The following is a 23594-nucleotide window of genomic DNA, read 5'->3' on the forward strand; positions in this document are numbered from 1 at the left end:
GCCTCCTGCGGTGAACGACCGATCTGAGCAGGAGCCGCTCAGTTGCTCCCGCTTGTCCGCGCCCGGCATGCCGGGGCTCTCGATCGTATCGGCAGCTTCGCGAAGAGCCACGACGCCGTCGAACGCCGTGGCCGCCGCTGACCATGCCGCCGGACGTCACCCGTGGTCGTGCTCTTCTTCCTCTTCCTCGCTCGGCCCTTCGGACGGCTCCACGCCGAGCACGGCCTCGCGTGGCTCGATCTCGGTGATGTGGTCGACGAGCTGCAGCACGTGGTCGGGCTCGATCAGCCACTGCAGCGCGGAGGCGCCGGAGTCGTCGGAGGAGACGAGCTCGGCCTGCTCGGTGCGCTCCTCCTCGGTGAGATCGGCGTCGGGGTGCCGGACCTCGGCCAGCGCCGCCGCCTGCAATGCGTCCACATCGAGCACCTCGACGGTCAGCTCGACCGTGAGACGCAGGAACTTCGGTTCATCACTCATGGCGATGATGTTAGGGGAGCTTCCACTCCACAGGTGCCGCACCTTGCTGAACCAGCGACTCGTTGGCGCGGCTGAACGGCCGCGAGCCGAAGAAGCCGCTGCGGGCCGACAGGGGCGAGGGGTGGGCGGACTCGACGCGCGGCACGTCGCCGAGCATCGGCGCCAGGTTGCGCGCGTCGCGGCCCCACAGGATGGCGACCATCGGCTTGTCGCGCGCGACGAGGGCGCGGATGGCCTGCTCGGTGACCTGCTCCCAGCCCTTGCCCCGGTGGGAGGCGGGCTTGCCGGGCATCACGGTCAGCACCCTGTTGAGCAGCAGCACGCCCTGCTCCGCCCACGGCGTGAGGTCGCCGTTGGCCGGCCGGGGCAGCCCGAGGTCGCTCTCCATCTCCTTGTAGATGTTGACCAGGCTGCCCGGCAGCGGCCGCACGTCGGGCGCGACCGAGAACGACAGCCCGACGGGGTGGCCGGGCGTGGGATAGGGGTCCTGGCCGACGATCAGCACCTTGACGTCGTCGAAGGGCTGGCTGAAGGCGCGCAGCACGTGCGCGCCGGCAGGGAGATATTGCCGGCCCTCCGCGATCTCCTTGCGCAAGAACTCACCCATCTGGGCGATCTGCGCGGCGACGGGCTCAAGCGCCCGCGCCCATCCGGCCTCGACGACTTCATGAAGGGGATGACCAGCCATGGCCGTGAAGCTTAGCCATGTCTGGTACGGCTTGCGTGCGAAACGCGGTCGCCCGCCGTACCGGAATGATCACATCGGTACGGCGGGCGACCGCGACGTCATTTGACCGAGCCGGCCATCATGCCCTGGACGAAGTACCGCTGGAACGCGAAGAACAGCACCAGCGGGATGATCAGCGACAGGAACGCGCCGGACGAGAGGATGTCGACGTTCGACCCGAACTGCCGCATCTGCGACTGCAGATATTTGGTCATCGGCTGGTTCCCGGTGTCGGCGAAGACCAGCGCGATGAGCATGTCGTTCCACACCCACAGGAACTGGAAGATGCCCAGCGAGGCGATGGCGGGCTTGCCCAGCGGGAAGACCACCGACGCGAAGATCTTCCACTCCGACGCGCCGTCCATCCGCGCCGCCTCCAGCAGCGAGCTGGGGATGCCGACGAAGAAGTTACGGAGCAGGAAGATCGCGAACGGCAGCCCGAACGCCACGTGGAACAGCACCACGCCGGCGATCGAACCGAACATGTCGGCGGCGCCGTAGAGGGACGCGACGGGGATCAGCGCGATCTGGATCGGCACGATCAGCAGCCCGACGACGACGAGGAACGCGGTGTCACGGCCGCGGAAGTCCATCCACGCGAACGCGTACGCCGCCATCGCCGCGATGCCGATCACCAGGACCGTGGTCGGCACCGTGATCAGCACGGTGTTCCAGAAGGACGCCGTGAAGCCGCTGCCCAGCAGGTTGGCGTAGTTGTCGACGGTCAGCTCGGCCGGCTTGGTGAAGATCGTCCACCAGCCCTCGGCGTTGTTGACCTCCGACGTCCGCATCGAGACGACGAGCAGGCCCAGCGTCGGCACCAGCCAGAAGATGCCGAGCAGCACCATCACGACCTGGACCGCCCCGCCGCCGAGACGGTCGACGAGCCTGCCGGCGAGGCTCCTGCGCGGTGCTCCCGCGTTCGTTCCGGTCGGCGCCGTGACCGTCGCCGTGGTCATGTGCCCCTCCCCGTCGGATCCCGCGGCGTCCGGCGTGCCGGGCCTGTCGATGGGCTCGCTCACGTGTCCTCCCTCCTGAACCTGCGGATGTTCATGATCATGAAGGGAAGGACCAGGATGAGCAGGAAGATGGCCAGCGCGCTGCCCAGGCCCTGGTTGTTGCCGCCGCCGAACGACACGCGCCACATCTCCAGCGCGACCACGTTCGCCTGGGGCTGGACCGAGGCCGGCGCGATGATGAAGACCAGGTCGAACACCTTCAGCGTATTGATGATCATCGTCACGAAGACGACGAGCAGCACGGGCGAGAGCAGCGGCACCGTGATCTTCCGGAACACCTGCCACTCGCTCGCGCCGTCGATGCGGGCCGCCTCCAGCGCGTCACGCGGGATCGCCGCCAGCCCGGCCGCGATCAGCACCATGGCGAAGCCGGCCCACACCCACACGAACGCGCCGATGATCGCCGGGGTGATGAGCGTGGGGCCGAGCCAGCTCAGCCCGCCGTAGGCGGCCTCGAAGTTCGACTCGGGCAGCCGTACGACGTAGGAGCCGGCGGGCAGCCCCTCGAAGCTGAAGGAGCCGTCGTCGACCGTGGTCGTGGTCGCGGCGACCTGGCCGTCGCGCACCGCCTCGACGGTCATGCCGGGCAGGCCCTTCTCGGCGGCGTCGACCGCGTTGTTCGTGCCCCCGCCTCCGGGGGTGAAGTCGAACCACACGGTGCCCGAGAGCCCGTCGCCGGCCGCGGGGGCCTTGGCGGGCTGGGCGTCGCCCGGCACCAGCTCCGGCTTGACGCCGACGATCGGCATCAGCACGGGCTGGCCTGCCTGAGCGGGCTGCTTGGTGACGACCGCGCCGCCCTGCTCGGCGACCGGGGACTCGTCGCCCCCGCGTGGGCGGGCCTCCGGGTAGCCCTGAGAGGAGGAGAACGTGTCGTGCACCGTGGTGAGCACGGCGTTGGCCAGGCCCTTGTCGGGGCTCTCCTCGTAGACGAGCCGGAAGATCACGCCGGCCGCCATCAGCGAGACGGCCATCGGCATGAACACGATCAGCTTGAACGCCGTCGCCCACCTGATCCGCTCGGTCAGCACCGCGAAGATCAGGCCGATCGTGGTGACCACGATGGGCGCGACCACCACCCAGATCAGGTTGTTGCGGATGGTGGTGAGGGTGCCGGCGTCGGTGAAGATCGTGGTGTAGTTGCCCAGCCCCACGAATCCGGTGCCCGTCGCGTCGAACAGGCTCCTGAAGATGGAGTAGGCGATCGGATAGATCACCCAGATGCCCAGCAGCAGCGCCGCGGGGAGGAGGAAGGCGATGGCGACCGCCGGGGAAGGGCCGAGGCGTCGCTTGCGTAGGGGGGTTTCAGCCGGTCCGGTGGAGGGCCCGCCCGCGACGTTCGCGGGCGGGTCCTGCGGGCCGTCCAACCGTTCGGTCACGGCCTTACCTCTTTACTTCCAGGCCTTCTTGGCCTCGGCTTCGAGCGCCTCCTGGGCGCCCTTGACGTCGCTCGGGTCGCGCAGGAAGTCCTGCAACACCTTCCACTCGCCCTTGCCGTCGGTGCCGCCGAACGCGCTCGGCGCCAGGTCGGACATGTCGTAGCGGACGGCGTCACCGGCCGAGACGATCGTCTGGCCGAGCTGCTTGGTCAGCTCGTCGGGGTAGTTGTCGGGGGAGACGTTCTTGTTGGGCGACAGGTAGCCGGGCAGCTTGGCCCAGACCTCGCCGCCCTCCTTGGAGGCCAGGAACTGCAGCAGGGCCATGGCGCCGGGGGAGTCCTTCATGGCCACCGCGACGTCGCCGCCGAGCACGACCGGGGCGGTGTCACCGACCTTGGGGAACGGGAAGTATTTCGCCTCCTCGCCGACCTTGGCGCCCGACTGGTCGGCCTCGACGGCCACGAAGTCGGCCTCGATGACCATGGCGGCCTTCTTGGTGCCGTAGACCTTGCTCACGCAGGTGGGGAAGTCGGTCTGCATGGTGCCGGAGACGCCGTCGACCAGGAACTCCTGCTTGCTCACGATCTGCTGGATCTTCTCCAGCGCGGTGGCGACGGTGGGGTCGGTCCACGGGATCTCGTGCTTGGAGAGCTTGTCGTAGTTCTCCGGGCCCGCCGTGGAGAGGTAGACGTTCTCGAACAGGTCGGTCAGCGTCCAGCCGGAGGCGCCGCAGAAGGAGAACGGCGGCGTGCCGGAGTCGGCGACGGTCTGCGCGGCCTTGACCAGCTCGTCCCAGTTGGTCGGCGCCTGTACGCCCGCGTCGTCGAACGCCTGCGAGCGGTACCAGACCAGCGACTTGTGCGCCGCCTTGATCAGCACGCCGTAGACCTTGTCGTCGGCGGAGCCGAGCTCCTTCCAGTAGGGGGTGTAGTTGGTGTCGATCTCCTTGATGACGGCGTCGTTCAGCGGCTTGAGCGCGTCCTGGTCGGCGTACTGCTGGACCAGGCCGGGCTGCGGCAGGATCGCCACGTCGGGCGGGTTGCCGCCCTGGATGCGGGGGCCGAGGTAGGCGCCGGTGTCCTCGCCGGTGGAGGCGTAGGTGACCTTGGCCCCCGTCTTGTCGGTGAAGGCCTTGAGCACCTGCTCGAAGTTCTTCTGCTCGGCTCCGGTCCACTTGGCCGCGACCTCGAGCGTCACGCCTTCGAGCGTCTTGTCGGCGCCGGTGGCCGGCGCCGACCCCGAGGCGGTGGGCTCCGTCGTCGTCGGCGCGTTGCCGCAGGCGGCGACCGCTACCGCGAGCCCGGCCAGGATCGCTGCTGCTCTGCTTCTTCGCATGGCTGCCTCACTGGGTTCTGATGATCTCTTCGAGTTCGGACTTCATGGAGGTCGCGACGTCGTCGGCGGCCTCGGTGGCGGGGTCGGCGAGGGCCTTGGCGACCGAACTGGCGATCACCAGGCTCAGCTGGTTGTAGTTGGCGCTGACCGGCCGTGGCTTGGCGGCGAGAATGCTCTCCTTGAGCACCGGCAGGTAGGGGAAGCGCTTGATCAGGGCAGGGTCGTCGTAGAGCTCGGTCCACACGGGCGGGAACGAGCCCTCGGTGAGCACCCGGCGTTCGTTCTCCAGGCTCGTGAAATAGCGGATGAACTCCTGCGCGGTGTGCTGGTGCTTGGAGAAGGCGCTGACGGCCAGGTTGGCGCCGCCCAGCGTGCTCGACCCCGGCCCGTCGAGCCCGGGCAGCCTGGTCACCGCGACCTTGTCGCCCAGCTCGGCCTTCGCGGGGCCGTACGCGTGGGGCCAGTTGCGGGCGAAGGCCAGCCTGCCCTCCTGGAAGGCCAGGCGCGACTCCTCCTCCTTGTAGCTCAGCGACTCTTCGGGGATCCAGCCCTCGCGCAGCCCCTGGAGCAGGAAGTCGAGGGCGGTCCCGCCCTGGGCGGGGTCGAGGGTCACCTCTTCGCCGTCGCGGCTGACGATCTGGCCGCCGGCTGACTGCACGGCCTCGCTGAAGTTGACCGTGAGCCCTTCGTACGCCAGGAACTGCCCGGCATAGCCGTCTATGTCATGCTTTTTCGTGATCCTTCGTGCTTGGTCGCGAAGCTCGGCCCACGTCCTCGGCGGCTTGGCGACCAGGTCGGTCCGGTAGTAGAGCAGCCCCGCGTTACTCGTGTAGGGGACCGCCCAGAGCTTGCCCTTGTAGACAGCCGTCTCCACGACCGGCGGCAGGAACCTGTCGAGCGGGAACAACCCGCGCTCCAGGGGGATGATCCAGCCGTTCTCCGCGAATTCGGCGGTCCACACCACGTCGAGCCCGAGCACGTCGTATCGGCTGCTCTGGGCCTGGAGGTTGGCCACCATCTGGGCGCGTTGCTCGTCGGCGGCCTCGGGCAGCTCCAGCAGCGTCACCTTCTCGGCCGGATGGGCCTGGTTCCAGCGGTCCAGCAGGGGCTGCAGGTATGCCGTGGTGTCGCGTCCGGTGGCGAACGTGATGGGCCCGGTGCCGCCCGTCCCCGTCGCGCCGCCGCCCTCGTCGCCCGCCGCCGCGCATCCGGTCGTGAGGACCACGGCCAGCAGGAGCACGAGCGGGCGGAGCACTGTTTCCTCCGGGTGTTCAGCGGGGTTACATACGTGTTAGGTAGATGCATTCATGTTATGCACAGCGGTAATCTGTAGGTCAACGGATATCTTCGTAACGCATACGTAACACAGCGGGGAGGTGGGGCGGTGCGGCTTCACCTGCTGGCGCTCCTGGCCAAAGAGCCGGCTCACGGCTACGAGCTCAAACAAGCTCTCGAGCAGACCTTCGGCGGCGCCTACCCCTCCCCCAACATCGGCCAGATATACGTGACGCTCGGCAGGCTGGAGAAGGACGGTCTGGTCAGGGCGGTGGACGTCGAGCAGTCCAACCGGCCCAACAAGAAGGTCTACTACCTGACGGCCAAGGGCCGCGAGCACCTCACCACCTGGGTCGACGAGCCCACCGAGGGTCCGAGGGTGCGCGACGAGTTCTTCATGAAGCTCGTCCTCGCCCCGCTGACCGGCATCGCCGACCGCATGGCGCTGATCAACAGGCAGCGCCGCCACTACCTGTCGCTGATGAGCGACCTCAACGACCTCCTCGACCGCACGTCCCCGTCCGACCGGGTGGCGATGCTGCTCATCGAGGGCGCCATGCTCCACCTCCAGGCGGATCTTGACTGGCTCGAACGTTGCCAGGAGGATCTGGCATGAGCGCCGTGCTGAAAACGGTCAATCTGGTCAAAATCTACCAGGATGGTGCCATCCCCGTGCCCGCCGTGCGCGGGGTGGATCTGCAGGTCGAGCCGGGCGAGTTCGTCGCGATCATGGGTCCGTCCGGCTCGGGCAAGTCCACGCTCGTCCACATGCTGGGCGGGCTCGAGGCCAGGACCAGCGGCGAGATCTGGCTCGACGGCAAGCGCGTCGACACCCTCTCCGAGAGCGCGTGGGCGCTGTTGCGGCGCAGGAAGGTCGGGTTCGTCTTCCAGTTCTTCAACCTCGTCGCCAACATGACCGTCGGCGACAACGTCGAGTTGCCCGCCCTGCTGGCCGGGGTCTCGCCCAAGGTGGCCCGCGAGCGCAGGGAGAGCCTGCTCGGCGCGCTCGACCTGACCGACAGGGCCGACGCCGCGCCGGCCCAGCTCTCCGGCGGTGAGCAGCAACGGGTGGCGCTGGCCAGGGCGCTGGCCAACGAGCCCAGCCTGCTGCTGGCCGACGAGCCCACGGGCAACCTCGACAGCCGCAACACGCGCGACGTGCTACGCCTGCTCGGCAAGGTGCACAAGGAGGGCCAGAGCATCGTCATGGTCACCCACGACGCCCGCGTGGCCGCCCTGGCCGACCGGGTGGTCTCGTTGTTCGACGGGGAGATCGTCGACGACGGCCGCATCGCCCGCAGGCGCACGGGCACCGCCGGCGAAGTGATCGACCTCCGATGAGCGACCGGTGAGCGACCGGTGAGCGACCGATGAGCACGGAGGAGCGGTGAGCGAGCGATGAGCACCGCGCTGGCGGGCAGCCGGTGGATCAAGGCCGACCTGCGGGCCAGGAAGGGCCAGGCGGTGCTGACGGTGCTGGCCGTGGCGGGCATCGTGGCCGCGCTGATCACCGCGGCCACCCTGCTGGAGGACGGCACCAACCCGTGGCGGAGCCTGTCGGCCCAGACCGACGGCGCCCATGTGTGGTTCTACACCGGTGACAGCCCCGAGGTCGCGCTTGGGGGCATCGACGGCGTGACGCAGATCGCGGGCCCCTACCGCTCGGCGCCCGTGACCGTGGGCCAGGACGGCAAGCGGGAGCCCGCGGCGCTGCGCGCGATGCCGGCCCGGCCGGCGGGGGTGGCGCACCCGCTGGTGGCCGAGGGCGACTGGCTCGACCCCGCCCAGCCGGACGGCGTGGTCGTCGAGCGGTCCTTCGCGTCGTCGCTGCGGCTGGGGGTCGGCGCGCCCTTCACGATCATCGCGCTCAGCGGCGAGCGCCACACCCTGTACGTACGCGGCATCGCCGACACCGCCGAGCACGGCTTCTACCCCGAGTGGACGCCGGGCCTGGCCTACGTGCTGCCCGAGATGCTCGACCGGATCGAGCCCATGATGGGCCGCAGCGAGTGGGTGACCGGGCTGCGCCTGGCCGATCCCGACGCCGCGCAGGTCGTCTCCCAGCGCGTGGTCGTCATGCTGGAGGACCAGCTCCAGCGCGTCTACACCTGGCGCGAGGTCAGGAGCGCCATGGAGCTGGACAACCGGCTGCTCGGCACGCTGCTGGCGTTGTTCGGGGTGGTCGGGCTGGTGGCGGCCGCGCTCGCGCTGGCCAACGCGGCCGGCGGCCGGGTGCTCGGCCAGCTGCGCGACCTGGCCACGCTCAAGTCGATGGGCTTCACCAGGGGCCAGATCACGCTGCTGCTGGTGGCCGAGCACGGCGCGCTCGGCCTGCTCGGGGTCGCGCTCGGCACGCTGGCGGGCTGGGGGGTGATGGCGGCGGTGCTCGGCCCGACCTCCGTGGCGCCGGTGCCGGTGCTGGCCATCGTCGCGGGCACCGCGCTGGTGGTGCTGGCCGCGGTGGGGCTGCCCGCGTGGCGCGGTGGCCGCACTCCGCCGATCCCCGCGGCGCCCGCCTCGCCGCCGCGCGGCCACCTGTCCAGGCTGGCCAGGCTCGCCCTCCTCGTACGCCTCCCGCCCGCCCTCGTCCTCGGCACCAGGGACGCTTTCACGAGGCGGGTGCCGGCGTTCCTGACGGCGTTCGGGCTGGCCGTGCCGATGATGATGATCACGATCGGCCTCGGCGTGTGGGCCACGCTCGACAACTTCCTCAGCCATCCCGAGCAGGTCGGCCAGCACGCCGGCCTGTACGTCAGGCCGGGCAAGCTGGAGGCGTCGGAGGCCGGGCGCATCGCCGGGCGCGACAAGGACGTGGCCGCGGTCTATCCGGGCACCGACGTGAACGCCCTGGCACCGGGGGAGGCCCGCTCGGTGCGGGTGCGGGCCGTCGGCAGCTCCACGGAGCCCTACCCGTTCCCCGTGGTCGAGGGCCGCAGATATGCCCGTCAGGGCGAGGCCGTCGCCGGGCAGGGCCTGCTCGACCTGCTCGGGATCAAGATCGGCGACCGGGTGCGGCTGACGGTGGGCGGCTCGCCGCTGATCGTCAGGATCGTCGGCAGGACCGTCGAGCCCGACCAGGACGGCGTGGTGCTCTCTGTGGGGCTGGACAGCCTGGCCGCGAAAGACTCCGTGCCGCCGGAATACTACGCGCTCGCGCTCAGGCCGGGCGCCGACCGGGCGGAGGTGCGCGGTCGGCTGCTGGCCGATTCGGCCGAGGGCCTGGACGTTCAGGCCGCGGTCAACCCCGCGGACCGCCTGTCGATCATCCGGGTCGTGATCGTGGCGCTGATCGCCGTGCTGGCCCTGATCGGCCTGGCCAACCTGCTCACCGCGAGCGCGCTCGGCCTGCGTGACCACGCCTTCGACCTGGCCGTGCTGAAGGCCATGGGCCTGACGCCCCGGCAGGTCATGGCCACGCTCGTGACCGGCACCGGGCTGCTGGTCGTGCTCGGCGTCGGCGCGGGCGCCGCCGCCGGCGCCTCCGTCGTCACAGGGCTGATCGACCTGCAGGGCCACACCAGCGGTGTGGGCGCCGGCATCGGCCGGCCACCCTCGCCGCTGACGCTGGCCGTCGCCGTGGTGATCGCCGTGGGCACGGCTCTCGCGGTCGCGCTGATCCCGGCCCGCCGCGCGGCCCGCGCCCAGGTGCCCGTCACCGCGCGCTGACGGGCTCGCTCACCGAGCCCGCCCGCGCGGACTCCTCCCGCTTCAGCGCGAACCAGTAGAACCCGTGCCCCGGCAGCGTGAGCAGGTAGGGCAGCTCGCCGATCGGCGGGAACCGCACCCCGCCGCGCGCCTCGACGGGCACCATGCCCTCGAAACGGCGCAGGTCGAGCTCGACCGGCTGCGGGAACTTCGACAGGTTGTTGACGCACAACATCGCGTCGTCGCGGTCCTCGCGCACGTAGGTGAGCACCGAGGGGTTCGACGACCACATTTCGGTGTACGCCCCGACGCCGAACACCGGGTGCTTGCGCCGGATCTCCAGCATCTTGCGGGTGAAGTGCAGCAGTGAGCCCTCATGGCGCTGCTGGGCCTCCACGTTGACCGCCTGGAAGCCGTAGATCGGGTCCATGACCGCGGGCAGGTAGAGGCGTCCGGGGTCGGCGCTGGAGAACCCGGCGTTGCGGTCGGGGCTCCACTGCATCGGCGTGCGGACCGCGTCGCGGTCCTCCAGCCAGATGTTGTCGCCCATGCCGATCTCGTCGCCGTAGTAGATGACCGGCGAGCCCGGCAGGCTCAGGAGCAGCGCCGTGAACAGCTCGATCCGGTCCCTGTCGTTGTCGAGCAGCGGGGCGAGCCGGCGCCGGATGCCGAGGTAGGCCCGCATGCGGGGGTCCTTGGCATATTCGCTGTGCATGTAGTCGCGTTCTTCCTCGGTCACCGTCTCGAGCGTGAGCTCGTCGTGGTTGCGCAGGAAGATGCCCCACTGGGCCGACTCGGGAAGCTTCGGCGTGCGCGACATGATCTCGGAGATCGGCTCGCGGGTCTCCTTCTTCACCGCCATGTAGATGCGCGGCATCAGCGGGAAGTGGAAGGCCATGTGGCACTCGTCGCCGCCCGTGGTGGGGTCGCCGAAGTATTCGACGACGTCCTCGGGCCAGCCGTTGGCCTCGGCCAGCAGCACCCGGTCGGGGTAGAGCCGGTCGACCTCCGCGCGGATCTTCTTCAGGTAGGCGTGCGTCTCCGGCAGCCCTGCGCAGGCCGTGCCCTCGCGCTCGAACAGGTAGGGGACCGCGTCCAGCCGGAACCCGTCGATGCCCAGGTCGAGCCAGAAGCGCAGCACCTCCAGCATCGCCTCCTGCACGGCCGGATTGTCATAGTTCAGGTCCGGCTGGTGGTGGAAGAAGCGGTGCCAGTAGTACTGCTTGCGCACCGGGTCGTAGGTCCAGTTGGACTCCTCGGCGCCGATGAAGATGATCGGCGCGTCCGGATAGGCGCCGGGGTGGTCGGACCACACGTAGAAGTCGCCGTACGGCCCTTCGGGGTCGTGCCGGGACGCCTGGAACCAGGGGTGCCGATCGCTGGTGTGGTTCATCACGAGGTCGGTGATGATGCGCAGGCCGCGCTCGTGCGCCCGCTCGATCAGCTGGACGAAATCGCCCAGATCCCCGAAGTCCGGCAGGATCTTCATATAGTCCGAAATATCGTAACCGCCGTCGCGCAGCGGCGACTCGTACAGAGGCAGCAGCCACAGACAGTCCACGCCGAGCCACTCGAGGTAGCCGAGCTTCTCGATGAGACCGCGCAGGTCGCCGGTGCCGTCGCCGTTGGAGTCCTTGAACCCCCGGACGAGGACCTCGTAGAACACCGCCCGCTTGTACCAACCTGGATCCTCCGAGACGAACGCCTCGGAGATCGGCTCCGGTGTTGGGGATGCGTTGATCATATGTCGCTCACAGGAAGAGATGTGGGCAGGACGAAGTCACCGGTTACCCCGGCGTTCTTATCTGGTGACCGCGCCGCCTGGAGTCGTCATCCCTGCGAACCCCATGCCCATGAACGAGACCGGATTTGTGATCTGGTGCCCGTTTGTGCGGCGCTTACGGGCCGAACACTACCAGCCCGTTGGCTTTCCGGAACCCGCTTCTGCTGTGCCGGGTTCATACCCGAGAGATCCGTACGTAATCGCCCTGTTACCCAGAGTTCACTAAAAAGGTGGAGCGACGTCCGAGAGGTCGTTCTCGAAGTCGCTCAGCCAGAGCCCGAAGAGCACCAAACCGCGCACCCAGAAGCGATCGTTCCACCCGTTGAACCTGGTCAGCGCGTCAGGGCCGCCCGCGATCACCTCGTGCAGCTCATCCGACAGCAGGCTCGGGACCCGGCTCACCAGGGTCTCCAGCATCCGGTGCGAATAATTTCGGGCGGGAACGGCCGTCGACCGCAGCGGCACCCGCCGCAGCGGCTGCTTGACGACGTTGGTCGACGGCAGCGCGGCGACCCGCGGGTTGGCGGCGTGCAGCACCTCGCGGTAGAAGCGGCCCTTGTCCTTACGGGCCACGCCGACCGACAGCGCCGCGTCGAAGAAGCCCGGATGGATGAACGGCGCCGCGAACGACGCCTCGGGGCCCACCAGGTTGACCACCGAGCGCGCGATGCCCCGCACGGTCCTGGTGTGCAGCACCGACAGCGGCAGCTCGGCCCGGTGCCCGTGGAGCATGGACGTGGCCGCCAGGAACTGCTCGCGGACGGTCTCCTCCATCCACTCCGCCGCCGCCTTGGACAGGAACGGCTGCGACGGCGCGCCCAGCGACAGCGACCTCAGCACGGCGGCCGAGCGCTCGGCCTGGGTCCTGGCCTCCAGGGCGGCCCCGCTGACCATGAAGTTCTTCAGCAGCGGCCCGCCCGCCAGCCCGTCGATCAGCATGCGGCCGGAGCCGTGCACCTCCTTGGCGAAGGGGGCGTACCAGGCGTGGTGGGGCGTCAGGTATTCGAGCCTGCGGGCCACGTCGACCGCGTCGGCGGGATAGTCGGCGGCGTCCTGGGTGATCACCCGGTGCGGGATGCCCAGCTCCCTGGTGATCGACTGGGCGAACGCGATGTCGGTGTCGGTGCCGTCGTCGGGGCTGGTGGTCCACGACTCGACGTCGGCCCCGACGGCCTTGGCCACGCTCGCCAGCAGGCGCGAGTCGTAGCCGCCGCTGACCGGCACGAGCAGCTTGCGGCCTTCGTAGCCGGCGTACACGTCGTGCAGCAGCTCCACGATCTCGTGCGGGCTGATCCACGCCTCGTAGGGCTCGGTGCGCAGCCAGCGCGGCAGCCTGCGCTCGATCATCGGCCTGTCGTGCTCGAACACCAGCGCGCTCGACCCCGGCAGGCGCTTGACCTCGGTGTACGGGGTCGCCTCGCCCATCGGGAACGTCGCCTGGATGATCGAGGCCCACGCCGCCCAGTCGATCTCGATCGGCACCAGGCTGAGCAGCGGCTGGATCAGGGACGAGAAGTAGACAGCGTCGCCGTGGCGGACGTAGTAGACGTCGACCAGCCCCAGCGCCCCCGTGTGGAGCGTCACCCGGCGGCCGTCGCCGATCAGGCCCGGAGTCTCGTACGTCTCCGCGACCGCCATCCAGTCGTCCGGCCCGGCGGGCTTGCGCTCGCCCCAGGAGAACGCGAAACCCCCGTCGGCGCGGTGGTAGGGCGGCAGCGGCGTGGAGCTGAACAGTGCGGCCTCGGGCGTCTGGAGCGCCGGCCGGACCTTCGGGCCCGCAGCGGTCAGCTTGCCGAGCATGGCGGTGTCGATCCGGCCGAGAGCGCCGCATACGTAGGGCCGCACGTTGAACTGCACCGGATCTCATCCCTTCGAGACGCTTGCTGCAAAAGAGTATCCTTTGCCGGGCCGAGAGAGCGGAGGGCCGGTTGTCTACTGAGCTGGAAAGCACGCGGAGGGCGTTGCGGGACGCCGTGGCGCAGGCCGAGCGCGCGGCCGAGCTGGCGAGGCTGCTGGACGCCGCCCAGGCCAAGCTGGCGGCGGCCGAGCAGAGCGCCGAGGAGGCCAGGGCGCTGGCCGAGCAACTGGGCGAGGCCGAGGAACGGCTGGAGGCCGAGCGGGCGGCGGCCGACAAGCTCCGCAAGGAGCTGGCCGAGCAGCGCTTCCAGGCCGAGGTGGCCAACTGGAAACTGTCCTCGATCAAGGTCGCGCGGTGGAACCGGCTCGGCGACGCCATCAAGAGCGGCAAGAACAACCCCATGCGGCTGGCCAAGGGTCTCAGGGGCGCCGCCAAGCCGGTCAAGCGGCCGTCCGCGCCCAAGCGCAAGCCCGTCGCCGGCGCGGGCAAGGCCAAGGACGAGCGCCCTGGAGCGGCGTTCCAGGCCACCAGCACCACCAGGACGCTCAACGGCGCCTCGTTCAAGCTCAAGCCGTTCCGGGTGCCGACCGGCCCCAACACGCGGCCCCACCTCACGGCGGCGGTGATCGCCGACCCGCACGCCGAGGCGCTGCTGCGCTACGAGTGGCGGCAGACGACCGGCTTCACGCCGCGCGACTTCGCCAGGGTGCTCCCGCTCGAGGTGCCCCACCTGCTCGTGGTCGAGTCCGTCACGCAGGGCCCGTGGGCCGAGGAGATCACCGGCGAGCCCGGCGACGGCCTCAAGGCGCTGCTGGCCTGGTGCGCCGAGCGCGGCATCCGCACGGTCTTCTGGCACACAGGGGGCGACGTGGCCGCCTACGCCGCGGCGGCCGAGCTGTTCGAGCACCGCTTCACGACCGACCTGACCGTGGCGTGGCCGCGGCTGCAGTTCGGGGTGCAGCCCCGGGTGCACAACCCGCTGCCGCTGGCGGGCGGGCGCATCGACCGGGTGCTCACGCTCGACCAGCTCCTGCCCGGCCACCTGGCCTATCCCGACGTGCTGACCTCCTACCGCTGGCCGGCCGCGGCCGACTGCCCGCCGGGCACGCCCCAGTGGCGGCTGGCCGAGATCGCCGCCTGCGGCACGCCCATCGGCACCGAACCCGACGCGCGGCGGGCGCACGTGGCGCTGCGCAGGGCGTACCAGATGGGCACGATGACCGAGCGGATCGACGAGATGCTCGACGCGATCGGCCTGCCCAGCGCCCGCGCCACGCTCAACACCTCCGTCCTGCTGCCCATCCTCGACCCGTTCCTAATGGAGCACGCGCTGGCGCAGGTCGCCAAGCAGTCGGGCGTCGACCAGCTCATCGTCATCGGGCCGCCGGAGGCCGAGCTGCGGGCCCGCGACGTGCTGCCCGACGTGGACGTGATCTACCGCAGGCCGCAGCCGTCGATGACCGAGGGCGCGATGCTCAACGCCGGCATCGACCTGTGCGAGGCCGACCTGGTGGCGGTCATGGACCCGCGCGACGTCTACGGTGCCCACTACCTGTCCGACCTGCGGCGGGCGTTCCTGTTCAGCACCGCCGACATCGTCGGCAAGGCCGCCTACTACGCCCACCTGCGCAAGCCGCAGGCCACGCTGCTCAAGCAGCCGGACGCCGAATACTCCTACCTTCCCGAGATCGCCGGCGCGACCCTGCTCGCGCGCAGGAACACGCTGCGCGAGCTGCGGTTCGCCGACCTCACCGACGGATGGGACGAGGTGCTGATGCGGCAGTGCCGCACCGACGGGATCAAGGTGTTCTCGGCCGACCGGTTCGGTTACGTGCGCGTACGCGACGAGGACCGCTGGCTGCTGGGCGCAGCCCTCCTGGTCGAGTACGGCTCCGCCGAGCCGCACGCCCTCATCTGAGGCCGTCGTCATGACGCCCGGCGAGCTGGCCGAGGTGCTGGGGGAGCCGCCGGCGCCCGAGGGGACGTGGGAGCGGGAGGCCGCGTACGTCTCGGCGGCCGCGCTGCGGAGGCGCGTCCCGCCCGTGACGCTCGCCGCCCGGGTGCGCGAGCTCGGCGGGGTGTCGCGCGTGGACGTGCGTGAGAACGGGTTCCTGCGGATCGTCGTGAGCGTGCCGGGTGAGCTGGTCGAGACTGTGGAGCCGCTGGACATCCCCGATCCCGGGTGGCCCGACTTCCCGCGCACCTGGGACAACCCCGGTTTCGTGGTGCGCTACGGCCACGCGCGGACCTGCGCGGTGCGGCGGTGGGCCCGCGAGCTGGGAGTGCCGTCCGGCGGCTTCCCCGCCGGGCTGCCGGCCGACCCGTACGACCGGAGGGTGCTGCGGGTGCTGGCCGAGCTGCCGGGGCGGCTGGCGAGCAGGGATCCGCGGTGGGAGGCGTACCTCGTGCGGCTGGCGCTGGCCTATCACGACGCGCACGAGCGCGCGCCCGCCGTGCCGATGGGGGACGCCCCGGCGGAGCCGGTGCACACGGCGCGGGTCCGGCTGGCGGAGGCGGTGGGCAGGGTGCTCATCGGGCCTGATCGGTTGTGATGGCTCACAAAAATATCCGGCCAAACGGCGAAATGGCGTAAAAATATCCCTTCTGGGGCGTGATCGCGTCTCGATCCGTGGTCAGGAGTCCTGGGAGGGGTGGCGGTTCCGATAGCCTCGATCGGGTGAGTCGATACGCCCATCCCGCCGGGGACCGCCACGCCGAGATGATGCCCCACGAGCGCCCGCCGCTGGCGCCCGCCGACATCAACCGCATCAATCCCGCGATCTGGTCCCGAACGTCGACGCGCGCCGAGCAAGGCGCGCTCACCGTCGGCGGCGTGGACGTCCGCGACCTGGCCCGCGAGCACGGCACCCCGCTCTACGTCCTCGACGAGGACGACGTGCGCTCGCGCATGCGCGACTACGCCACGGCGTTCGCCGGCTCCGACGTCCACTACGCCGGCAAGGCGTTCCTGTGCAAGGAGATCGTGCGCTGGCTGCGCGACGAGGGTCTCGGGCTCGACGTCGCCAGCGGCGGTGAGCTGGCCGTCGCGCTCAGCGTCGGGTTCCCCCCAGGGCGCATCACGATGCACGGCAACAACAAGTCCGCCGCCGAGCTGACCAGGGCACTGGAGGCCGGGGTCGGGCACATCGTGGTCGACTCGTTCGAGGAGATCGCCCGCCTCGGCTACCACGCCGAGCGGCTCGGCAAGCGGCCCAAGGTGATGGTCAGGGTGACCACCGGGGTCGAGGCGCACACCCACGAGTTCATCGCGACGGCCCACGACGACCAGAAGTTCGGGTTGTCGCTCAACTCCGGGGCCGCCGCGGAGGCCGTGCGCCGCATCCTGGCGCTGCCGCAGCTCGAGCTCGTCGGGCTGCACTCGCACATCGGCTCCCAGATCGTCGACACCGCCGGGTTCGAGGTGGCCGCACGCCGGCTGGCCACCCTCCTCGTGCAGATCAAGGACGAGCACGGTGTGGTGCTGCCCGAGCTCGACCTGGGCGGCGGCTACGGCATCGCCTACGTCGACGGCGACGAGGCGCCCGACATCAAGGAGCTGGCCGACGGCCTGCGCGAGATCGTCACCAAGGTCTGCGTCGACGCGGGCCTGCCCGTGCCCCGCCTCACGGTCGAGCCCGGCCGCATGATCGTCGGCCCCGGCGGCATCACCCTCTACGAGGTCGGCACCGTCAAGGACGTCGAGGGCCTGCGCACCTACGTGAGCATCGACGGCGGCATGAGCGACAACGTGCGCACGGCACTCTACGGCGCCGAATACACCGCCGTGCTGGCCAGCCGGGAGAGCCAGGCCCAGCCCATGCTCAGCCGCCTGGTCGGCAAGCACTGCGAGAGCGGCGACATCATCGTGCGCGACTGCCACCTGCCCGCCGACCTCGCCCCCGGCGACCTGATCGCGGTGGCCGCGACCGGCGCCTACTGCCGTTCGCTGGCCAGCAACTACAACTACCTGCCCCGACCCGCCGTGGTGGCCGTGTCGCGCGGCGAGTCCCGCGTGATCGTGCAGGGTGAGACCGAGGACGACCTGTTGAGGGGGCAGCTGTGAAACCGCTGAAAGTGGCGCTGCTGGGCTGCGGCGTCGTCGGCACCCAGGTCATCCGGCTCATGCACGAGCAGGCCGACGATCTGGCCGCCCGCATCGGCGCCCCGCTCGAGCTGGCCGGCGTCGCCGTGCGGCGGCTGGGCCGCAAGCGCGACATCGAGGTCGGCCCCGAGCTGCTCACCACCGACGCCGAGGCGCTGGTGACCCGCGACGACGTCGACATCGTGATCGAGGTCATCGGTGGCATCGAGCCGGCCCGCTCACTGATCGTCGCCGCCCTGTCGGGCGGCAAGTCGGTGGTGACCGCCAACAAGGCGCTGCTGGCCGAGGACGGCGCGAGCCTGTACGAAGCCGCCCGCCAGGGCAACGGCGACCTCTACTTCGAGGCCAGCGTGGCCGGCGCCATCCCGCTGCTGCGCCCCCTGCGCGAGTCGCTGGCGGGCGACCACGTCAAGCGGGTGCTGGGCATCGTCAACGGCACCACCAACTACATCCTCGACAAGATGGACACCACGGGCGCCTCCTTCACCGACGCCCTGGAGGAGGCGCAGACCCTCGGCTACGCCGAGGCCGACCCGACGGCCGACGTCGAGGGCTTCGACGCCGCCGCCAAGGCCGCCATCCTGGCCGGGCTCGCCTACCACAGCCGCGTCACGGCCGCCGACGTGCACCGCGAGGGCATCACCGAGATCACCGCCACCGACGTCGCCTCCGCCAAGGACATGGGCTACGTCATCAAGCTGCTGGCCATCTGCGCCCGCTCTGACGACGGCCGCTCCTTCGGGGTGCGGGTGCACCCGGCGATGATCCCGAGGTCGCATCCGCTGGCCGGGGTGCGCGAGGCGTACAACGCGGTCTTCGTCGAAGCCGAATCGGCGGGGCAGCTCATGTTCTACGGCAAGGGCGCAGGTGGCGCGCCGACGGCCTCCGCCGTGCTCGGCGACCTCGTGGCCGTGGCCCGCAACCGCCTGGTCGGCACCCGCGGGCCCGACGAGTCCACCTACGCCGACCTGGCCGTGCACCCCATGGGGGAGACCGTCACGCGCTGCCACGTGGCGCTCGACGTGGCCGACAAGCCCGGTGTGCTGGCGCGGGTGGCGGAGCTGTTCGCCAAGCACGACGTGTCCATCCAGACGGTGCGCCAGGAGGGCCACGGCGACGACGCCCAACTCGTCATCGTCACCCACCGCGCCACCGACGCCGCGCTGTCGGCGACCATGGAGGGGCTGCGCGAGCTCGACATCGTTCGCGCGGTGGCCAGCGTCATGCGGGTGGAGGGCGACGACTAGCGCACCTCACTTCCCGAGGAACGGTCATCGCGTGGCTTCACCAGGCGCTCGTCCACCGGCGGCACAGACCAAATCTGGAAATATCGTGCTTATCCCTCATGCCATAAGGGCTGCCGATTGTGCCGGATTGTTGCTACCTGGCCAGTACATCGGGCGTAAGGTAGGCGCCGACTGAGTCCCGAGCGTTCGAGGAGCGACCCTTCATGTCCGCCGCCCCGGCCTCCACCGGGTCCGCCGCTGGGCCGTCCGCTGGGCCGTCCACTGGGCCCTCCACCCCCAGCGGCTTCGTGCGCACGCCGGAGCAAGGGCTGGGCCGCCTGCACTGGGCCGACGGGAGCTGGGTGGTCGACGGGCAGCCGCCCGACGTTCCCGCGCTACGCCCGCTGCGCGGCCTGGAGGTCGAGTGGCCCGCCGTCGGCGTGCCACTCGACGGCCTGCTGAGCCTGGCCGCCGCCGGCATCCCGCTGACGGCCGAACGCGCGGAGCCCTGGGTGCCGGCCGGCCTCGCCGAGCTGCTCACCGACCGCGACTGGCTCCGCCACGCCGCCGACGGCACCGCGCGTTCCCTGGCCGACCTCCGGCGCGAGGAGCACAGCGTACGCCTGCGCCGGCTGGCGCACCCGGTCGCGATCCGCCCGAAGATCAGCATCGTCATGTCGAGCAAACGGGCAAGTCTGATCGGCGCGGCGCTGGCGCAGATGGAACGCCAGCGTGAGGTCGAGGCCGAGGTGCTGCTCGGGTTGCACGGGGTGGGGTTCGAGCAGGTGCGCGAGGTGGTCGAGTCCTGCTCGCTGCCGGTGAGGTGGATCGAGGCGGAGGCGTCGGTGCCGTTCGGCGAGGTGCTCAACCGCACGGCCGCGCTGGCGAGCGGCGACCACCTGGCGAAGTGGGACGACGACGACTGGTACGGACCCCGCCACCTGGCCGACCTGTTCATGGCGATGTCGTACACCGGCGCCGACGTGGTGGGCACGACCGCGGAGTTCTTCTACCTGGAGCCGCTCAGGGCGACGATCAGGCGTACGACGTTCGCGAGCGGGGCGCGTTATCCGAGCGAGGTGTGGTCCGATCACGTGGCCGGAGGAACGATCATGGTTTCTCGTGCCAAATTTGAGGAAATAGGGGGATTTCCTGCCGTGCCTCGTGCTGTTGATCTCGAGTTTCTGAAAGCCGCGCAAAAGGCCGGCGCGCGAATCTACCGCACCCACGGGCTGGGCTACGTCCTGCGCAGAGGGCTCAGCGCCGACCACACCTGGCAACTGCCTCTCGCCCACTTCCTCAAGGTCGCCGCCAACCAGTGGCGCGGCTTCCGGCCGAGCCTGCTGATGGAAGCCGCATGACGCCACCCGGAGGTGCCGCCGGCGCGTCCGCCCAGCCCACGCACGTGACCCCCCACGCCGCGGCCGGTCACGTCAGGGTGCGCGGCAACGACTACCGGGTTCTCGGCCCTCCCGAGCACGTCACCCCGGAGCTCACGGTCAGCGTCGTCATCCCCGCCTACGGCGGCCAGGACAAGCTCGACCTGGTGCTGCAGGGCCTGGCGCGGCAGACGTATCCGGCGGAGCTGACGGAGATCATCGTCGTCGACAACGGGACCTCGCCGCCGCTGCGCCTGCCAGGGGGCACGGCCGCCCGGCTGGTCGTCTGCGACAAGCCCGGCCGGGCCACCGCCCGCAACGCCGGGCTCGCCGAGGCCACCGGCGACGTGATCTTCTGGCTCGACTCCGACGTGGTGCTCACGCAGGGAGCGATCGAGGCGCACATGCGCTGGCATCACGCCGCCCCCTACGCCGTCGTGACCGGCTACATCAGGTTCACCGACGCCGAACCGCCCGCCGAGCTGCCCCAGGACCTGGAGGCGGCGTTCGAGCCGGCCGAGCCGCACGCCTGGATCGTCGACCTGGTCGAGCGCACCGACGGGCTCACCGCCAACCCGCAGCGCCCGTTCAGCCTGCACGTCGGCGGCGCGACCTCCGTCAACGCCCGCCTGATCGCGGCGGCGGGCCCGATGGACGACGACCTGATCCTCGGCCAGGACACCGAGCTGGGCTACCGCCTCGCCCAGGCCGGAGCCGTGTTCGTCCCCGAGCCGCGGGCCCGCGCCTACCACCTCGGGCCCACCATGCGGATGCGCGACAAACAGCCGATCGACCGGGTGAGCCACGCCTTCGTGGCCGACCGCATCCCGGCCTACCGCTGGTTGCGCGGCCATCCGGCGCGGCGGTGGAAGATCCCGTACGTCACGGTGGTGATGGACGGCACCGTGGGCTACGACACCGTGCGGCCGGCGGTGGACGCCCTGCTCGCCGGCACCGTCCCAGACCTCTCCGTGCTCCTCGTCGGCCCCTGGGAGCGGCTCGGCGGCGAGCGCCGCGCGCCGCTGAAGGACCCCGACCTCGAACTCGTGCTGGTCCACGGCCACTACGAGCACGAACACCGGGTGCGCCTTGCGTCCGCGGAAGAGATCGACCCGGCCGTGCCCTTCGTGCTGCGCCTGCCGCCCGGCTGGGCGCCCGGCGAGGACACCCTCGCCCGCCTGCTCGACCTGGCCCGCGACGAGGGCCTCGGCCTGGTGAACGTGCTGCTGCGAGAGTCGGCGGACGGCGTCGTCGCGGCCCGGCTGGAACGCACGTCGGCCTTCGCCAGGGCCCGCATCGTGGCGGCCCCGGACGAGGATCTCGACGACGCGGTGGACGCGGTGTCGGGAGTCGCCTGGGTCGACGGCGAGACCCACGGGTTCACCGCCGAGCCCGAGCCGCCGACCAGGCGCCGGGCGGCGTACAAGGCCCGCGTCGAGGCGCAGACGGAGGCGGCCAGGCGGGCCGCCGAGAACGAGCGGCTGCGGGCGCAGGTGGCGAAGTGGAAAGAGGAGGCGGGGCGCTGGCGCAAGAGCACCGTCGAGCTGCGCCGCGAGGTCGGCACCCTGCGCCGCCAGATCGCCGCAGCCAACCGCGCCCAGCAGAGCCTGCGCGCGATGGTGTCCACCACCATGAGACGCGCCCTCCGCAAACGCCTGCGCGGCTGACCGCCCCGCGCGGCCGGGGCCGAGCCCGCGCGGCCGGCCCACCGCGGTGCCGGTGCCCGGCCGCACCCCGCGCGCGGTCAGCCGGGGCGCAGGGCCGACTTCAGGCGTCTGATCAGGGTCTTCTCGGACGGCTCCGCGGGCGCCGTCACCTGGGCGGGAATGGTGACCGGCTCCGGCGCGGGCGCGGGCGCGGGCGGCGCGGGCCAGTAGCGGTCCGGGGGCTCGTGGCGTACCCCATGGGTGGTGTCGATCACCTCGTCCAGGTCCGCGCCCGCCCAGGCCGCCGAAGGCGACAGGAGCACGGCGCGGCCGAGCGCCGAGGTGCGTTCGAGCCGGGCGGAGCGCCCGTCGGGCAGGTCCACGATCAGGATGCCCGCCAGGTCCTTCTGCACCGATTCGATCATGCGCTCCAGCGTCGCCCGGTGCAGCGGCACGTCCACCGGCCCCCGATAGCGGAACGGCGTCGGCGCGGGCGTCGGGGCGGCCTCGTCGATGAGGCGCACGCGTTCGTCGTGCGCGAACAGATCACGCATCAGCCGCAGCTCGAAGCACGGGTCGGACAGCGTCACGCGCCGCTCGTCGTCCAGCCGCGACCACGGCCCGACCAGCGTCACCACGACGTCCTGCAGCTTGCCGTCCAGCGCCGCCGCCACCGCCCGCCGCACCACGGACTCGGACGTGTCGGTCACGTCGAGCACGATCTCGACGTACGGCACCAGCCACCGCCGCCCGCGGTCCTTGCGCAGGTCCCTGCGGAGCGGGATCCGGTGCGCCAGGTACGGTTCGACCGCACGCACGGCGCGCTCCCTGTCACGGTGTTGCGAGGGCAGCCCCAGGTGCACGGCCTGCGCCTCCATCTCGGGCACGAACACCACGCCGTGCATCGCCAGCCGGTAGGAGAACTCGGTGTCCTCGCCCCGCACCACGTTCGGGTCGAGACCGCCCACGGCGTGGAAGACCTCCCTGGGCAGGGCGAAGGTCGGCCCCGTGCACACGTGATAGGGGTTGCGGCTCTTGCGCAGCCCGTCGGTCTTGGCGATCGTCGCCTCGGTGGAGCTCGGCACGGCCTCGGCCAGGTCGAACACCTCGTCCAGGCGCCGCGCCGTGAAGACCTGGCGCGGCGTGACCGGCGGCGTGTCGACGAACTTCTTCATGCCGATGCTGACCAGATAGTCGGTCACGTGGTGCCAGCGGGCCATGGCCTCGATGTGCTCGCGGCAGGCCACCATGTCGGCGTCGAGGCGCTGGATGATCTCGCCGTCGGCGGCCTTGACGCCCGTGTTGACGGCGTTGGAGATGCCCCAGCCGTCGCGCACGCGGACGACGCGGGTGTTGACCGGCCTGATCTCGGGCAGCCGGATCGGCGGATCGCTGCCGTCGTCGACGACCAGAACCTCCATAAGATGGTCCGGGTACGTCTGCGCGGCCAGAGCGGCCAGCGTCAGATCGAGCCCCTGCCCGCCGTGAGCCGGTATCACCACGCTCATGGACAGATCCGGTGACCAGGTGCCGAGCCGCGGAACCGCTACTGGTGAATAGTCGTTCTGCCTCAAAGCAGGACGCGCGTTCATGGTGGTGACCCCCTGGCCGAGACCTTATCGGGAGATGCTGAGAATTTCCTGAATAGTGCCCCTGTCCAACGACTGTTCGGGGCAGGGGTACGTGGCCCGCGTCCATGTTGTGCCCGTCCTCGTGCCCGTCCCGTGGACGCGGCTCCGCGACGGT

18 protein-coding genes are annotated in these 23594 nt (G+C 70.7%); 9 read left to right on the forward strand and 9 right to left on the reverse strand.

Features of this window, described 5'->3' with window-relative positions:
* Positions 1–156 precede the first annotated feature (156 nt).
* The 6 genes from ABGB01_RS32450 to ABGB01_RS32475 form a co-directional block, all read right to left on the reverse strand.
* Positions 157–477: a hypothetical protein gene (locus ABGB01_RS32450; protein ID WP_347621743.1), complete on the reverse strand. Its 321-nt coding sequence runs from the start codon at positions 475–477 to the stop codon at positions 157–159.
* Between the two features lie 10 nt (positions 478–487).
* Positions 488–1165 carry a uracil-DNA glycosylase gene (locus ABGB01_RS32455; RefSeq protein WP_347777326.1) on the reverse strand — a complete coding sequence of 226 codons (678 nt, stop codon included), beginning with the start codon at positions 1163–1165 and terminating at the stop codon, positions 488–490.
* A 98-nt stretch (positions 1166–1263) separates the two neighbouring features.
* A complete protein-coding gene (locus tag ABGB01_RS32460) occupies positions 1264–2163 on the reverse strand; it encodes a carbohydrate ABC transporter permease (RefSeq protein WP_347777467.1) in 900 nt (299 codons plus the stop codon).
* 59 nt (positions 2164–2222) lie between these two features.
* Positions 2223–3599 carry an ABC transporter permease subunit gene (locus tag ABGB01_RS32465; protein WP_347777328.1) on the reverse strand — a complete coding sequence of 459 codons (1377 nt, stop codon included), beginning with the start codon at positions 3597–3599 and terminating at the stop codon, positions 2223–2225.
* Between the two features lie 12 nt (positions 3600–3611).
* On the reverse strand, positions 3612–4934 hold the full coding sequence (locus tag ABGB01_RS32470; protein ID WP_347777330.1) for an ABC transporter substrate-binding protein: 1323 nt from the start codon (positions 4932–4934) through the stop codon (positions 3612–3614).
* A 7-nt stretch (positions 4935–4941) separates the two neighbouring features.
* Entirely contained in the window at positions 4942–6189 is a 1248-nt protein-coding gene (locus ABGB01_RS32475) for an ABC transporter substrate-binding protein (protein ID WP_347777331.1), read from the reverse strand.
* 129 nt (positions 6190–6318) lie between these two features.
* On the opposite strand from ABGB01_RS32475, the gene ABGB01_RS32480 reads away from it, so the two are divergent.
* Genes ABGB01_RS32480 through ABGB01_RS32490 form a run of 3 tightly spaced genes read left to right on the forward strand, consistent with a single transcriptional unit; the run spans position 6319 to position 9875 of the window.
* Positions 6319–6825, forward strand: a complete 507-nt coding sequence (locus ABGB01_RS32480; protein ID WP_347777333.1) for a PadR family transcriptional regulator — start codon at positions 6319–6321, stop codon at positions 6823–6825.
* Positions 6822–7550 carry an ABC transporter ATP-binding protein gene (locus ABGB01_RS32485; RefSeq protein WP_347777335.1) on the forward strand — a complete coding sequence of 243 codons (729 nt, stop codon included), beginning with the start codon at positions 6822–6824 and terminating at the stop codon, positions 7548–7550. The genes ABGB01_RS32480 and ABGB01_RS32485 overlap by 4 nt, the downstream gene beginning before the upstream one ends.
* Before the next feature lie 57 nt (positions 7551–7607).
* Positions 7608–9875: an FtsX-like permease family protein gene (locus ABGB01_RS32490; RefSeq protein WP_347777337.1), complete on the forward strand. Its 2268-nt coding sequence runs from the start codon at positions 7608–7610 to the stop codon at positions 9873–9875.
* Here the strand turns inward: ABGB01_RS32490 and treS are convergent.
* The gene (treS, locus tag ABGB01_RS32495; RefSeq protein WP_347777339.1) at positions 9862–11598 is read right to left on the reverse strand and encodes a maltose alpha-D-glucosyltransferase; all 1737 of its coding nucleotides are present in this window, start codon (positions 11596–11598) and stop codon (positions 9862–9864) included. The genes ABGB01_RS32490 and treS overlap by 14 nt on opposite strands.
* A 261-nt stretch (positions 11599–11859) precedes the next feature.
* Entirely contained in the window at positions 11860–13494 is a 1635-nt protein-coding gene (locus ABGB01_RS32500) for an asparagine synthetase B family protein (protein WP_347777341.1), read from the reverse strand.
* A 71-nt stretch (positions 13495–13565) separates the two neighbouring features.
* Here ABGB01_RS32500 and ABGB01_RS32505 point away from each other — a divergent pair, with 71 nt between their 5' ends.
* The 6 genes from ABGB01_RS32505 to ABGB01_RS32530 all read left to right on the forward strand — a co-directional run bounded on the left by ABGB01_RS32505 (position 13566) and on the right by ABGB01_RS32530 (position 21869).
* Positions 13566–15413 (forward strand): hypothetical protein, encoded by a 1848-nt coding sequence (locus tag ABGB01_RS32505; protein WP_347777343.1) that lies wholly within the window; start codon positions 13566–13568, stop codon positions 15411–15413.
* A 10-nt stretch (positions 15414–15423) separates the two neighbouring features.
* Entirely contained in the window at positions 15424–16047 is a 624-nt protein-coding gene (locus tag ABGB01_RS32510; RefSeq protein WP_347777345.1) for an anticodon-binding protein, read from the forward strand.
* A gap of 125 nt (positions 16048–16172) precedes the next feature.
* Positions 16173–17558: a diaminopimelate decarboxylase gene (gene lysA / locus ABGB01_RS32515; RefSeq protein WP_347777347.1), complete on the forward strand. Its 1386-nt coding sequence runs from the start codon at positions 16173–16175 to the stop codon at positions 17556–17558.
* A complete protein-coding gene (locus ABGB01_RS32520) occupies positions 17555–18844 on the forward strand; it encodes a homoserine dehydrogenase (protein ID WP_347777349.1) in 1290 nt (429 codons plus the stop codon). The genes lysA and ABGB01_RS32520 overlap by 4 nt, the downstream gene beginning before the upstream one ends.
* A gap of 203 nt (positions 18845–19047) precedes the next feature.
* Positions 19048–20184, forward strand: a complete 1137-nt coding sequence (locus tag ABGB01_RS32525; protein ID WP_347777351.1) for a family 2 glycosyl transferase — start codon at positions 19048–19050, stop codon at positions 20182–20184.
* Entirely contained in the window at positions 20181–21869 is a 1689-nt protein-coding gene (locus ABGB01_RS32530) for a glycosyltransferase (RefSeq protein ID WP_347777353.1), read from the forward strand. Before ABGB01_RS32525 ends, ABGB01_RS32530 begins: the two co-directional genes overlap by 4 nt.
* 77 nt (positions 21870–21946) lie before the next feature.
* Here ABGB01_RS32530 and ABGB01_RS32535 read toward each other — a convergent pair whose 3' ends face one another.
* Positions 21947–23356, reverse strand: coding sequence for a glycosyltransferase (locus ABGB01_RS32535; RefSeq protein WP_347777354.1), 1410 nt, complete (start codon positions 23354–23356; stop codon positions 21947–21949).
* Positions 23357–23594: the final 238 nt, after the last annotated feature.

It is taken from the genome of Nonomuraea sp. B5E05 (genome assembly GCF_039880665.1).
In the GTDB taxonomy this organism is placed as follows: domain Bacteria; phylum Actinomycetota; class Actinomycetes; order Streptosporangiales; family Streptosporangiaceae; genus Nonomuraea.